Origin of the sequence: Sphingobium cupriresistens LL01, from assembly GCF_001046645.1 — a bacterium.
In the GTDB taxonomy this organism is placed as follows: Bacteria; Pseudomonadota; Alphaproteobacteria; order Sphingomonadales; family Sphingomonadaceae; genus Sphingobium; species Sphingobium cupriresistens.
In genome coordinates this window covers 612312-627165 of the sequence record NZ_KQ130434.1, presented here as the reverse complement: position 1 = coordinate 627165, position 14854 = coordinate 612312, and the positions used below count along the sequence as shown (strand labels likewise).

9 protein-coding genes are annotated in these 14854 nt (G+C 60.5%); 6 read left to right on the top strand and 3 right to left on the bottom strand.

Going from position 1 to position 14854, the window contains the following annotated elements; all coding sequences use genetic code 11:
• Nucleotides 1-31 precede the first annotated feature (31 nt).
• The 6 genes from V473_RS23425 to V473_RS24285 all read left to right on the top strand — a co-directional run bounded on the left by V473_RS23425 (nt 32) and on the right by V473_RS24285 (nt 6016).
• Nucleotides 32-403 carry a hypothetical protein gene (locus V473_RS23425; protein WP_148648318.1) on the top strand — a complete coding sequence of 124 codons (372 nt, stop codon included), beginning with the start codon at nt 32-34 and terminating at the stop codon, nt 401-403.
• 100 nt (nt 404-503) lie between these two features.
• The gene (locus V473_RS03025) at nt 504-1046 is read left to right on the top strand and encodes a hypothetical protein (protein WP_148648317.1); all 543 of its coding nucleotides are present in this window, start codon (nt 504-506) and stop codon (nt 1044-1046) included.
• A gap of 38 nt (nt 1047-1084) precedes the next feature.
• Complete coding sequence (locus V473_RS03020; RefSeq protein ID WP_148648316.1) at nt 1085-1333, top strand: hypothetical protein; 249 nt, start codon at nt 1085-1087, stop codon at nt 1331-1333.
• A 129-nt stretch (nt 1334-1462) separates the two neighbouring features.
• Entirely contained in the window at nt 1463-2533 is a 1071-nt protein-coding gene (gene rfbB / locus V473_RS03015; protein WP_066600420.1) for a dTDP-glucose 4,6-dehydratase, read from the top strand.
• A gap of 57 nt (nt 2534-2590) precedes the next feature.
• Complete coding sequence (locus V473_RS03010; protein WP_066600414.1) at nt 2591-5602, top strand: DUF4214 domain-containing protein; 3012 nt, start codon at nt 2591-2593, stop codon at nt 5600-5602.
• 225 nt (nt 5603-5827) lie between these two features.
• Nucleotides 5828-6016 (top strand): hypothetical protein, encoded by a 189-nt coding sequence (locus V473_RS24285; RefSeq protein WP_148648315.1) that lies wholly within the window; start codon nt 5828-5830, stop codon nt 6014-6016.
• Nucleotides 6017-6185: 169 nt separating this feature from the next.
• Here V473_RS24285 and V473_RS03005 read toward each other — a convergent pair whose 3' ends face one another.
• The 3 genes from V473_RS03005 to V473_RS02995 all read right to left on the bottom strand — a co-directional run bounded on the left by V473_RS03005 (nt 6186) and on the right by V473_RS02995 (nt 14797).
• Complete coding sequence (locus tag V473_RS03005; protein WP_066600412.1) at nt 6186-10469, bottom strand: glycoside hydrolase family 99-like domain-containing protein; 4284 nt, start codon at nt 10467-10469, stop codon at nt 6186-6188.
• A 90-nt stretch (nt 10470-10559) separates the two neighbouring features.
• Entirely contained in the window at nt 10560-13787 is a 3228-nt protein-coding gene (locus tag V473_RS03000) for a sulfotransferase family protein (protein ID WP_066600410.1), read from the bottom strand.
• Between the two features lie 272 nt (nt 13788-14059).
• Nucleotides 14060-14797 carry an acylneuraminate cytidylyltransferase family protein gene (locus tag V473_RS02995; protein WP_148648314.1) on the bottom strand — a complete coding sequence of 246 codons (738 nt, stop codon included), beginning with the start codon at nt 14795-14797 and terminating at the stop codon, nt 14060-14062.
• Between the last annotated feature and the right edge of the window lie 57 nt (nt 14798-14854).

Genomic DNA, 14854 nt, shown 5'->3' with positions numbered 1-14854 from the left:
TGATTTGTTGTAGCCCGCCGCCCCATGATAGATGGGAACGGCGGGTGATCGGGCCATTGCAAAAGCGCAGTCGGATCATGATCTTATAACGAAAAGCCGGGACCTTCGGCCATATCAGACGACCAGCCAATGTCCAGAAAACCACAGACAGACTGATGACGACAATCACGATCTTCGCCATCATGAAGAATGGAGCGTCATATCCATTACGTATTTCTTGATCATGGCCGCTATGGCGACGAGGGTCGATCATCCCGAAAAATTCAAGCGCTTCGACCGTGTATATTTTCGACAGGCCGATCGAAATGATGTCCATGACGATGCGGCGCTTCGTTTTCTCGACACGACCAAGGATCGCATCGAGGATCGGAAGGACTATATCGAAAGTGTGGCGCGCGGTTGATAACGTGTCTTGCGACGCGCGTTCCCCGCGACAAGAATGAGGCCGGATCGGATTGGACGACACCATAGCTCATGAGGAATCCCGTGGCAGCGAAGATCGCTTGGCGGCGATGGAGGCGCGGATCGCGCGGCTCGAAACCGAAATGGCGCTGCTCATCGGCTTCAAACGGGATGCCGTGACAACGGACGCCGCTCTGTGGTCGGCCAGCGGTTTCCCCGTTTTGACCAAGGGTATCGTCGTCACGACCGAAACGGCCGAGGCTTTCGGTCGCTTTTTGGCGTCCGGTTGGTGGAATATGGAAGGGTGGGGCGTCTGGGGTCGCGATCAGCAGCATGCGATCCGCTTCCATATTCAGGACTACCGGGGGGGATATGTCGATATGTTCCTCAACCTCCAGGCGTTCCTGCCATCAGACAGCGATCCATTGGAGGTGCATATCACAGCGAACGGTGTGTTTCTCGGCCGCTACGATGTGCGCGCGGTTCCACAGACGATCCGCCTGCGCCTGCCGTCTGTCGCGATCGGCCACGGCGACGTCATCCTCTACCTGCAATGCAACGAACCGAAATCGCCCGCAACCTTCGGCGAGAGCAAGGACAGGCGTATGCTGGGCGCAGGCCTTATCGCTTTGGGGCTGTATTGAAGCATCGGCTGAGGCGCCTATGCGGCAATGACGAACGGATGACGGCCAATGCTGAGAGCAATCGCGCTGCCCGCGCTATGGATTATCCGATCTGCAGCGCTATTCCGGCGCATGGCGGCGACGATCACCGATCCCGGCTTGACGCGATAGACGCTGATCGGCCATTTTCCGTCTGCGGTCCAAGCAGCCTAATTTCTTCTCGACCCAACACCGTCTTTCCGCCATCCGCGATCATGATGGCGCTGGCCATCGCAGCGAGCATCGTGAATGCCTGGACGACGGTGTAACGGTGGCGGCAAAGCGGACTTGGAGAGCGGAAGCTAAACCCTCGACCGAGGCGGGAAAAGAAGAGTAATCGACTGAAGCCGGCCCGAACGATTCGGCAAAGATTTTGTGCAGGGAGCATGAATAGTACGATGGCAAATCTGATTGTAACGGGCGGCGCAGGTTTTATCGGCGCGAATTTCGTGCATCATTGGCGCAAGGTTGCGCCGCAGGACAATATCATCGTTCTGGATGTCCTGACCTATGCGGGCAACCCTGCCAATATCGCGGGGCTGGACGGGGTAGAACTGGTCGAGGGCGACATTTGCGACACCGCGCTCGTGTCGCGCCTGATGGATGACCATGCCATTGACACTGTGGTCCATTTTGCCGCGGAGAGCCATGTCGATCGGTCGATCACAGGTCCGGATGCATTCGTCACCACCAACGTCGTGGGCACACACAGCCTGCTGAAGGCCGCCAAGATCGCCTGGTTGGACAAGGGCAGCGGCCGCCCTCACCGCTTCCACCATGTTTCGACCGACGAAGTCTATGGGTCGCTGGAAATGGACGATCCCGCGTTCAGCGAAACCACGCCCTATTCGCCCAACTCGCCCTATTCCGCATCCAAAGCCGGATCGGATCATCTCGTTCGCGCCTATCACCACACTTATGGGCTGGAAACGACGACCAGCAATTGCTCGAATAATTACGGCCCCTATCAGTTTCCCGAAAAGCTGATTCCCCTGTTCACGCTCAACGCGCTGTCGGGCCGGAATCTGCCCATCTATGGCGACGGCCTCAATGTCCGCGACTGGCTGCATGTCGAGGATCATTGCGTCGGTATCGAACTGATCCTGCGCAAGGGCCGGATTGGCGAAACCTACAATGTCGGTGGTGGCCAGGAATTGCCCAATATCGAAGTCGTGCGTGAAATCTGTCGTGGGGTTGACGCAGCCTTCGCCGAAAATCCCGCATTGGCGGCCACCTTCCCCGACGCTCCCGCCGCACGCGGCGGATCGTCGGTCGATCTCATGACCTATGTGGAGGATCGCAAAGGACATGATCGGCGGTACGCGATCGATGAAAGCAAGATTCGCGGCGAACTCGGCTATGAACCCGCCCGCGATTTCCCGCAGGGCTTTGCGGAAACGCTGCGCTGGTATCTGAGTAACGAGAATTGGTGGCGGCCATTGGTGGAACGCGCCAAGATCGCCCGCTGAAAGGCGGCAACACGAAATGCCTGATTCGCCTACCCAGATGCCTGCCAAGGATCGTTCATGAATCTCGACATCATCATCCCGGTCTATCGCAACGCCGATCTTGTTGAAGCATGTCTGGATTCATTGAATGCCCATGTCGCTGAAGTGGCGGACCATGCGCCTCGCGTCATCGTCATCAACGACTCTCCCGATGATCAGGTCGTCGCCGCGCTGCTGGCAAAATATGCAAAACGCGGCCTGATCCACGAACTCGTGACGAACCAGGAAAATGTCGGCTTCGTCAAGAGCGTCAACAAGGGCCTCGCCCTGGCCCAGGATCGGGCCGCGGCCGCCTTGCTGGTCAACAGCGACACGCTGACCTACAAGAACACGCTGGCGGAAATGCTGGCGGTGCTGCAGGCGGACCCGCAGATCGGCTTCGTCTGCCCTCGCTCCAACAACGCCTCCATTTCCACCTTCCCCCAGTCGCCGCACGCCATGTCCGGCGTCTTCGTCATGCCAGACGCTTGCTATGCCGCCTGGCGGTCGGTCCAATCCTTCCTGCCGCGTTACAGTTGGGCGCCGACGGCGGTCGGTTTCTACATGCTTATCGCGCCATCCGTGGTCGCCAATTTCGCGCCCCTCGATGAAGCATTCGGTGTCGGCTATGAGGAAGAAAACGACCTGGTGATGCGCGCCGGCAAGGTCGGCTTTCGCGCAGTCATGGCCAATCACGCCTATGCCTATCATGCCGGCTCCGCATCCTTCCTGCTGCGCGATATCGATCTGAAAGGGCAGCGCGAAGGCAATTTGCAGAAAATCGCCGCCCGGCATCCTGAATTCCTGCCGCTGGTCCGATCCTATGAAGCGTCGGCCGGCTATCGAGCCGAATTAAAGCTCCGGCAGCTGGTACCCAATGTCGACGGCAAGCTGAAGATCGCCATCAACCTGCTCACCTTCGGCCGCCACCATAATGGCACCACCGACCATATGATGAACTTCATCCGCTGGTGCGAGCGCGCGGCGCCGAATGACGTGGAAATTCACGCCATTTGCGAACCATCGATCGCGCGCTTCCACGGCATCGACAAGATGCAGCGGATCAAACAGCGCCGCGAATGCGATCCCATCTACGCCGTCGCGATCATGCCCGGCCAGCCTTTCGATCTGCAAACCGTGCGCACGATGGAGCATCTGGCGCCGGTTACGCTATACGGTATGCTCGACGTCATCGCGCTGGATTGCAGCCACATGCGCGCCGAAAACGGCCTTGACGCGCTGTGGGCCTATGTCGCTCGCCACGCCAACGGCCTGTTCTTCAATAGCCGCTTTTCCGAGACGACCTTCCGCAATCGGTTCCCCCGTCAATTCACCGTGCCTGCCTACACCCGGTTGCTGCCGACCAAGCTCGCAGCCTATGCCGGACGCTATCAAAAGGTCGATCGGGCGCGAGACCATGTGCTGGTGATGGGCAATCATTTCCCGCACAAGGCATCGCAAGAGATAGGCGCGCTCATCGCCCAGGCGCATCCCAATCTCGCCATCACCATATTGGGCGGTGACAGCAGGGTCGATGGGAATGCGCGGACGGTGCAGGCCGGCACCCTGCCTGACGAACAGATGAACGACCTGTTCGCCCGCAGCAGCGCGGTCGTCCTGCCCTCCTATTATGAAGGTTTTGGCCTGTCGATCATGAACGCCCTGGCCCTCGGCAAGCCCGTGATCGCGCGCGACATCGCACCGACGCGGGAAATTCTGGCGACATTTGGCGCGACCAGCGGCATATTCCTCTTCACCGACAACCGGGACGTGCCCGCCCTCATCGGCAAGGCGATCAGCGCCGAACAGTCGAAGGTTGAGGAAAAAAGCGGCGGCAACTGGGATCAGTGGTCGAAGGGTCTGTTCGATTTCGCGATGGAACTGGCCAAGAGTCCGGACCTCCACGACCGGCTCGTCGGCCGCATCGAAGCCGCCGACGCGCTGCACGGCGCTACAAGCGCTTTCACCAGCACATCTTCGGAATATGCAGCGGACAGCGCGCTTGGCCTGCGCAGCGACGGGGCCGTCGTGCGGATCGCCGACCTATTGCAGTTGGATAGCGATGCGTTTGTCCAAGCCGCCTACCGGCAATTGCTGGGTCGTCCGGTGGATCCGTCGGGCCTCGAACATCATATCGCCTTGCTGAACAGCGGCACCACCAAGGCTCAGATCATCGAAGCCTTTCTGGAAACCGAAGAGTTTCGCGAGCGCCGCACCCCTGTGAGCGTTGTCGGGCGGGAACTGCTCCGCAAATCGCGCTGGCCAAAGGGTTTGCGTTTCCCTCAGATCAAAAACGAAGCCGCCGCGAAAAATGAACCGGGCGCGGTTATCGACGCCGCTCCGCCGCCTTCTGTCCAGCCGCAATGGCCAGTAATCGCCCCCCCGCCGGCTCCGTCGCAACAGGTGTCCGCCGCATCGCATAAAGCGGTGGTGCGTATCGCCGATCTGCTGGCGCTTGATGCAGCCGACTTTGTCGACGCCTTTTATCGCCGACTGCTGGGTCGCGAGGCGGATGCGGCAGGGTTCGATCATCATATCGCATTACTCGGCAGCGGCACGTCCAAGGCCGATATTTTGCGCTCCATCCTCAAATCGGGCGAGTTTGAGCGTAACAGCGATGCCGTATCGGTAGAGGGCATGGAATTACTCGCCCCGGAAAACAACTCGCGACGGCGCAGGAAAACCGCGCCGTCGCGTTCACCAACGCCTTCCGTCGCGGAAAAAGCCCCTGCTGTTCCGGCGCCTCTGGCTCCTGTGCATCCCGGAAAACCTGTTATCCAGATCGGTGATATGCTGGCCTTGGACAATGATACATTTGTCCGCACCTTCTATGATCAGCTATTGGGACGCGCTGCCGACCCCGCCGGCCTCAGCCACCATCTGGCCTTGTTGGAGCGGGGAGAGACGAAGGCTGGAATATTACGGTCTATCCTGCAATCGGGCGAATATCAGGAGCGCGCCAGTAGCGTCATCGTTGCCGGGCGCGAACATCTGGAACCACAGCGCAAGGGCGGCTGGCCGGCCAAGCTTCACAAGATCGTGAAGCCCTAAACTGTCGACTGCGTCAGCTTATGTCATATTCGACGCATCGACCGGTCGTTGGCGACGCCTGACGCCGACTCCGGTGCTGGATGGACGAGGGAAGCGCAATGCCTATCCGACGGCCCCATGCTGGGTCCTAATGGCTGGTTTCACATGGGAAGAAAACCGATGGCACATTGCGCAAGCCAGCCGCTGGAGAGGCTGTCGCTGAGACTTAAGGGAGGAGGAACCCTATTGGGTGAAGTGCATCTGGCCCCACCCGATCAACGCGGCGATGTCTTCATTTTGCCTGTTGCTCGTCAGGGCAAGACTATGCAGTTGCGACTGAACGCAGACACGCTCGTTTCCGCCAATGCTCCGCTTCCCGCATCCAGCGGCACCAAGGCTCTGGGTGAAGTCTGGTTGCTACGCCACCGGGAATGAAACTCAATATCCTGCCTGCTGAAGTCACTGGTAAGCGCTTTCGCCTCACCTGGCCCACGCTGCCGAACAATCGCGATCAACCCCGCGCCAAAGCGCCCGCATCCACCGAACTCGCCTTTTCGAACGCTCACACTGGCAGATCGCATGAGGGCTGTCGCCTGATGCTCCCTCATGTCGCCGTCAGATCGCTCACCACGCGCGCCGTGGCCTCCCGCAACGCTATCATATCGGGCGCGGAGAAGGCCGCCTTTACCATTGGCGCATAGTCTGGATAGCGTTTCGTCACGACATCGACACCCGCCTTGATCAGTTTGTCCTTCTCACCCTTGAAGCTGGCGGTGCGAACATGGAAGACGAAGGCCCAGGGGGAAATCAGATTGACCCAGCCCGCCTTCATGCCGCGCAGGCAGAAATCATTCTCCTCCCCGTAACCGCGCGGAAATCCTTCCTCGTCAAATGCGCCGCACTGATCGATCATCGCGCGCCGGATGAACAGGCAAAAGCCCGATCCGGTCGGCACTTCCGGCGGCCTGCTGGCGAACGCGCCCTGCACTATGGCCAGCGCATATTCCTCATGGCCCAGATGCGCGGGCTTGTCGCATTTCTGGTTGAAGATCGGGAAGGAGAAGGCGCCGGCATTGTCGCCCATTGCCGTAACCGTGCCAACCTGCGGCCTGCTATAGGCCGTGGCGCGCAGCCCTTCCAACCATTTAGGCGTGACGAGCGTGTCGCTGTTGAGCAGCACGACATCACGCCCCTCAGCCTGTGCGATGCCCATGTTGATCGTGCGGGTATAGCCCAGATTTTGCGGCGAGCGCTGAATCGTTAGCCCCGGTGTGCCGACAAAAGCGTCTAGCAGCGGACCAATCGCGGGATCGGGGCTGCCGTCATCGATCACCAATATCTGGGTTTGCCGCAGGTCGGTATGTTTGAGCACCGATGTGATGCAAGCGCGCACTTCTTCCGGCGCGTTATAGACTGGGATAATGACCGTCGTGGGCAAGGCCGCGCCCGTCGTCTGCGCTGCGATCGGCAAAGGCTGGTCGGCCGAAACCGACGAATCGGCACCCATCGGCCGGCCGCAGATACGCTCATAGGCCAACGTCACATGCTCGCTCAAACGCTCCTGGGAGAATTGGCTGGTGATAAAAGCATGGCCCTTCTCGCCCATGGCCACGATCTTGTCGTCATGCTCGCACAGATCCACCACCGCATCGACCACGCCGACGATGTCGCGGAACGGCACCATATAACCGGTCTCACCATGCTGAACCAGTTCGGGCAGCGCGCCCCAGCGATAGGCGATCACCGGCCGCTTCGCCGCCATCGCTTCCGCCACGGTTCGACCAAAGGATTCGGCGAAGGTGGACAGGTTCAGCAGCACGTTCAGTTCAAGCATCGCCGCGCGCGCACTATCCTTATAGCCGGCGAATTCCAGGTTGTTGGGCCGTTCACCCCGCGCGACCTCCTCCATCCAGCTATCAATCTGCGGCGTGCGCGGTCCAATGATCACGAACTTCGCACGGTTAGTGCGACCAGCCGCCAGCCGTGCCACTTCCACGAAATCGGCAATCCCCTTTTTGGGTATGTTGGAACTGACGATGCCAAACTTGATGCCGTTGCCGAAGACGTTGCGCATCTCGAAATCGTCGGCGGTGATGGCGTTGGGCACATAGAGAGTCCGGTCGCCGCGCGCGAACAGGTCGCAAGTGGCCCGGCTGTTGCCGATCAGCCAGTCGGTATTGCCGAACAACGCGCTGACGATCTCGCCTGTGGTCTGCTTCATCCGCTCCTGCAACCCTTCGTCGAGGGAAATCAGTTCGCGAACATGGGTGAGGGCGACCCGCCCCATGCGACGCGCAGCGACGATCGGTTCCAACAGGACGATGGTGTTGGCATGCACGATATCCACCGCATGACGCGCGATGATGTCGGCAAAATCCAGGGCAAGCCAGGCGTAGACGGCGCGTTTGTCCATCCATTGCGGATAGTGGAAGGCGTAAGCGCCCGCGCAGAGCTTCTGGATACGCTTGATATAATCGCGATTATTATCGCTCGGCAGGGTCATGACGACGTTCACCGGCATTTTGGCCAAGGCTTCCAGCACATCGAGCAGGCTGCGTTCGCCACCAAAGAGCTGGTGTCCCGAAATATGTGCGCACAGCAGGATGGTCGGCTTGGTCGGATCGGCCTCCTTGAAGCCGCGATACCAGACTGGCCCACGCGGCATGTCCGCCTGACCGCGCAGCGGGCTGCCAAGGTGGGCGAGCCGGTTTTCCGACTTGGGCTGGGCCGCCACCCCCTGCGGCAGGGTTACGGGGCGCAGGCCCGGCACGGCCTGCGCCGCGGACGCGAAGGCGGCCAGGTTGGTCAGCCCCCAACGCTCGTCCGGCTCCAGATAGGTGCCCTCCGCCCACTCGTTCCAGGCATTGATGAACATCATCGTTTCGGGCGCGGGATTGTGGCGGTTATCCTGCTCCAATATGCCGTGCATCCAGCGCCGAAACCCATAGGGCGTCGCGCCGCGGAAGATGCGCGAATCGGTCAAGCGGCGGGCGGTATTGTCCCAACCCAGCATAGCCCCGCGATGGACCGGCCATTCATAACCCGCGGCATATTTTTCGACGTCGCCATCGGCCACGGCGTTGTAATCGAAGATTTCGCCACCGAAATTCCTGTGCAAGTCATCCACCTGATCACGCAGATCGACACGCACGCCTTCGTGCGGCGGGAACAGCACATAACTGTCCAGACCATGATCCTGGGGCTGACCGCCCAATGTCTCCAGGCCGAAGCGGACCGCGCAGAGATGAATTTCACCCAACCCCGCCTTGCGGCATTCCTCGCGCCATATCCGCGCGGTTTCCAGCCAGTTGGGAATGATCGAGATGCGATAGACGAGCAGCACCGGCTTGCCGCAATAGCGGATCCAGCGCGGATCCTTCATCATCGGGATCATTTCGTGGATGAAGGCGATATTGCTTTCCAGCGAATATTGCTGCTCCATCAAGACGTGGCGATTCTGCCCGTCCCAGTTGCGCGACCAGTTCTCATTGGCCCAACAGACGCAGAAGCCGGTATCGATCCGGGACGAACGCGCCAGTTGCTCGATCGGGTGGTTCAGCAGCTTCTTGCCGTTGAACCAGTAATAATAGAAACAGAAGCCGTGGACGCCGAACTGCCGGGCCAGGTCGGCTTGCGCGACCTGCGTGTCTTCCAGCCGCAGGTCATAATAGCCCAGGTCCGCCGGTACGCGGGGCTGATAATGATGGCGGAACAGCGGGCGGCCGCGTACCACGTTCGACCATTCGGTAAAGCCCTTGCCCCACCATGTGTTGTTTTCGGGGATCGGATGGAATTGCGGCAGATAGAAAGCCACTGCCTTGACCATGCGGTCCGCCGGTGCGGCGGGCAGGCTGCGCGCAGCCGGGCGTATGTTCAGCGCGGCTTCCCGCGCGCCAGCGGCGAGCATGGCGAGCACTGTCGCGCGGCCGGGAAACTTGCCGGCCGCGCCATCGGCCGTCATTTCGAACGGACGCACCGTCCCGCCCAATATGCGCGACAGAAATGGCTTGAACCACAGCCCCCATCCCGCCGGGACGGTCAACGGCGCCTGGCCGAGCGACAGGCCCAGCCGCGGCAAGGCGGTATTGAGCGCCGTCACCAAGGATTTCTGCGCTGGATCGTTGCTGTTCAGGGAAATGAAGCGGTCGCTGGCGACGCCCCATTGAGCGTCGCTGCTGAAGGCGCCATGAAGAGCGATCAGCCGCTCGATATCCTCATCAGAGAGCGGATCTGCTGCATCCTGCGGCGATAGCCAGAGAGCGTCGGCATAGCCATCCAGCGCGCCCGATCCAGCCAGTCGCGCGAAGCCCCGCGCATTGCCGGTCTCATCAGCGTCCCCCAGCAGGGTCAACGAACGGACCGACGGCGGCAGCGCGCCCACATCCAGACGATTCGTGCCCCCCAACAGGAAAAGATCGAAGTCCGACGACATGCGCCCGATAATGCGATCGATCGCCGCCCCGTCCTGCGCGGTGACGATGTTGGCGATGACGGCCATCGGGGCGCCGGGTTCCAATCCCCGCAAACCGAAGGCGTCGGTCGCGTGCCGCAAAACCCAGCCGGCACCGTCAGGCGCCGTTTCCGTCGGCGCGCCGGAGGGCGGCTGGGCCATGGGCGGCAACGGCTGACGCCCCTCCCCCTTTCCAAAACGGATATAATGGACCAGCGCGTGCATACCGGCCGCGGTCACGTCCGGGTAGGTGTCCATATAATGATGCGTGTCGAACCCCGGCCCAGGATCGCGCTTCAGCAGCAAGCCAAAACGTACGAAATGCTCCAGCGGCCCGATGTCCAGCAAGCTGGCATCAGGGAAGCTCCGCACATACCAGTCTTGATCGAACAGGCCCGACTGATCGATTTCTTTGGCCAGTTCTTCAAAATTCAACATCGTCAGCCTTTGTTACGATCAGGCGCCAACGCGCCCCTCTCCATCGTCGAGGTCGGTAGGTTTAATATATGGCACGGCACTGATTTGCCGTTACCGCCCCTTGCCTTCCGCCATGACCGCGGCGCTGCGACGCAGGTCATCCACCGCCCGGTTGGGCGTCCGCCCTTCCTGCAGGCCGAAAGCGACGAAATGGGCCGTCGCATCCATGCCAGCGTCATAGACATCCCGGTTGTTTTCCAGATACCAGCCTGCGTCGAACAAGCCGTATTTTTCAAGCACGGCCTGCTGGCGGCGCAGATTGACCTTTCGAGGCAGCAGCGGCGACGCCACCTGCGCAAGCAACGCATCCATGACGCGCACGAAAAGCAGATAGAGCGAATCCGTGCGGCGCGACAATTCATGTCGAACGACTCTGAGATGGGCGAGGTCCGTCTCTTTCTCCTGCGCCTCCTTGAGCGCGGTCATCAGCAGGGCGATTTCCTGGAAACGCGCCTGCAGCGTCTTTTCATGATCCAGTTCGGCCTTGGCCGACTGGTCCTTCTCAGCAAGCAATTCAGCTTGGGACTTTTCCAGCTTCTCGTCTGTCAGGCGCAGTTGCTCTTCCTTGGCGCCTCTCGCCTCCTGTTCTTCCTTCAACTGGCTGCGCAGGAAGCGCAGTTCCTCCGCCGCCTCTTCGGTTTCCAACTGCCGCTGCAACAGCGCGCTCTGGGTCTGCGCCAGATTGCTTTCAACGTCCTTGAGGCGCGCGCTATGTTCGGTCAACGCGCCATCGCGCACTTCTACGTCCCGTTTCAGCGCGACCACTTCATCCAGGCGGAGCTTGAGCAGCTGCTCCATTTCCGCCTTCTCATTCTTCAGGCCCTGCGCTTCGCCGCGGGTCTGCAGGAGTTGGCGCTCCAACCCTTGCGCATCAGCGCGCGCCTGTTGCAATTGCTGGTTAAATACTTCCTGATCCTTGGCCGCCTGCGCGCGCGCGGCATCCAGATCACGTTGCCGCTCCTCCAGATATTGGGCGAGATTTTCGGCTTCATCCTCGCGCACGGTCAGGTCGCCACGCACCTGCTCCAGTTCTTCATGCGCCTGTTTGAGCTGGTCCCCAATCGCCAACCGCTCCTGCTGCAGTTGCGTCTGCTTGGCGCGCGACGCAATCATCTGCGCTGCCTGCATGGACAATTGCTCGGCCTTGCTCTCGCTATCGCGCTTGAGCGCAGTCAGCAAATTTTCCTGCTCGGCCAGCGCCGCTTGTGCATTCTTCAACCCTTCCGCGTCGGCATCTCGCTGTTGGAGCAGCCCATCCCGCTCCTCCCGAAGCCGCGTAACATCGACGCCCAGCGTTGCAAGCTGGTCTTCCGCGGCAGCTATGCGGCCATCGCGATCGGTTATGGATTTTTCGAGAGCGGCAATGGCATCCTTGGCTTGCGCCGCCTGCCTATCACCGGTTTCCGCCGCGACGCGCTGTTCGGCTTTCACCTTATCCAGTTCATCTTGGGTCGCTGCGAAAGCCGCACTCTGCTCGTCCAAGGCCTTTTGCAGCGAATCCGCAGCGCTCTTCACAGCGGTCAACTCGTCGCCACGCTGCGCCAAATCATTGGCGAGGGCAGTCGCGCGCTCGCCACCAGAGATATTCTGCTCGCGCGCGGCTTCCAGTTCAGCCTGCAGCCGTTCCAGTTGGCCATCCCGGTCCGCGATATCACGACGCAGGCCCTGTTTCTCGCCCTCGACCCAAGCAAGGTCATGACCTGCTTTCTCCAACGCGATGCCCGACCGCACCAGTTCGACCTCGACCGCCGACTTTTCCTGCATCAGCACTTGATAAGCGGTAAGTTGCTCGGTGAATTTCTCGGTCAACTGGGCGAGGCGGCCATCGGCGCCGTCGCGCGCCTCCATCGCCCCCTTCATCAGACCATCGCGATCCGCCAGCGCTTTTTCATGCAACGCAGCCGCTGCACGCAAGGCGCTGATTTCGGCCTGCTGCTGCGTCGTTGTGGCCGTCACCTCCGCGAGCTGCGCCTGGAGCGCCGCCGCTTTTTCACCTGCCGTGCCCGCTTCCTTTTCCAGATCGGCGCAGAGGCGTTTGGCCCGGTCCGCCTCGGACATCGATTGAGACAATTGCGCTTTCAATGCGTCCTGCGCCGCCAAATTCTCGGCAAGCGCAGCTTCGCGCTTTTGCAGTTCGCGGCGGAACGATGAAATTTTCACCTGCCGCTCGTCTAGCGTGGCGGTCAATTCTGCGATCTGCGCATCACTTTTGGCGACCGCCTCTTGCAACGCCTTGACGGTTTTGTTCTTGTCGCTCAGTTCCTTTTCCCACTTGGCGACGTCCGCCTGCGGGCCAGCGGCTGCGAGTTTCTGTTGCAACTCCTCAATGGTCTGGTCGAGTTTCTTGCGCTCGCTCGCGCGCCCCGCCTCTTCCTTTGCGAGCTTTCCAGAGATGCTGCCCAGCTTGCGAGCCTGCATGGCATGATCACGCACGACTGGCGCGAAAATGACGGCTGCCCGGCCCATCTCGGCGCGGATGGCGTCCAAAACAGCATGGTCCGCCCTATTTTCCCCATGGAGCACCCAGGACCGCATGATGCGGTACACATTGGCAACCCATTCGCTCGCATGAGGCAGAGGACGGAATATATCGTTAGTGTCGCGGTGGTTGCGCAACGAGCCCGACAGATAATTGGCCACTTCCACAAAAGCACGCTCAGTGGAATTGGGCAAGGTCAGGCCCAAGCCGGTTTCGAGGCGTTCGATCTGCGCCCGGTGCGATTGCAGAAGATCGTCATAACTGACGAACATGCGCTTCAAAGTCCGACTGCCATGCTCGGCATCGAGCGTGTAGCGCAACCAAAGTAAGGTGCCTTGAAGTGGTTCGACACCAAAATGTTGCGACAGCGATCCAGACACCTCTATCGGATTACGGATCATGATGATCGCCATCTGCCTGGACCGATCGCCCAATAGGTCGGTCCAGAAGGATTGCAGCAGGCTGTTGCGCGGGTCCTTGAACACGCGCGCCTGATCGCCCGGAAATTCAGTCTTCAGCACGCCTCGCGCCGCGTCGCTCAGGCGCGCATGATCGGCTGTCGAGATGGTCGTTAGATCGACGCCGCGCCAATCGGACCATTCGGTTTTGGCGGCAGCCAGCAATTGGGCGTTGATATCGCCCAACGGCTGCGACTCCCAGGGTTCGGCGCCCTGTTCGGCCTTTGCGGGAGCAAGCGTCGACGGCGCGGCGCAACCCAATAGTGACAAGATTCGCGTCAGCACGCCGCCACCTGACAATGGCGCGCCGGTAATCATGATCGTCGGCGTCTTCGCCTTCACCGCCGAAGGCTTGGCCGGCGTTTTATTCTCTATTTCGACGCTTTTCGCGTTCTGCGGCCCGGATGTGGTTATCGACTTAGGACCACTCGACACTAATCTTGCCCCACTATAACTTAAGTTGCCGAAACTTGCACTGGCCCGTCAGGCCGTGTCAATTGCAAAACCCGAATGGCTGGCGGCCTGTAAGGGCCGCTATGACGCCAAGCGCGGCACATGATTCATGAATGGCCGGCCGGCATAAAGGCCATGAGAACCCTTGTCGTCCGGAGCGGTCATGCCAATGGATAGACCGGCTTGGCCACGCCGTTGGCGGTGATCCAAGCTTCCGTCTTGGCGACGTCTTCAAGCGTGTGGACGTCGAAACAGCCCTCGGTGATGTAGGGCTTGATCCGCTGCCCCATCACTGGCCAGGGTCCCTGCCCATCCTTGTCCCAAATCGCCGATGCGCGCAGCGCCCAGATAGAATGGTCGAAGAACAAACAGGGCGGCAATTCCTGGCGGTTGGCGGACGCATTGCCCGATCCTGGCACGAAGGGCGACAGGGTGCCGTCCTCCAGCACGGTCTTGCCGCGATAAGGATGATATTCGGACATGTCGTGACACGGCACGACCGAAGATAATGACGGATCCTGCAACAGACCTTCGATGCAATCGTCAATGATCCGTTCGGTGATGGTGCCGACATTGGCATGCTGGACGACCACGATATCGACGTCGCCCTCCGCCTCGATCAACTTCATGGCGTGGCGCACGGCGTCCGAACTTTGCGCCGTCGCGCTGGCCAGTTCATCCGGGCGACGGATCGAGGTATAACCCGCCTTGCGACCCGTCTCCAATATCTCGTCATCATCGCTGCTGACATAATAGCGACCGATATGCGCGCTGCGGTGGGCCGCGGACGCAGCCCATACCATCAGGGGCACGTCATGGACAGGCAGGACATTCTTGCCCTTGAGCGAACTGCCGCCCCGCCCGATCATCAGCGCGACTATTCGACTGGACTTCGACATGAAGAATATGCCCTCATTCTGATGCGCGGCTCGCACAGGGACGACCACGCGCTATAA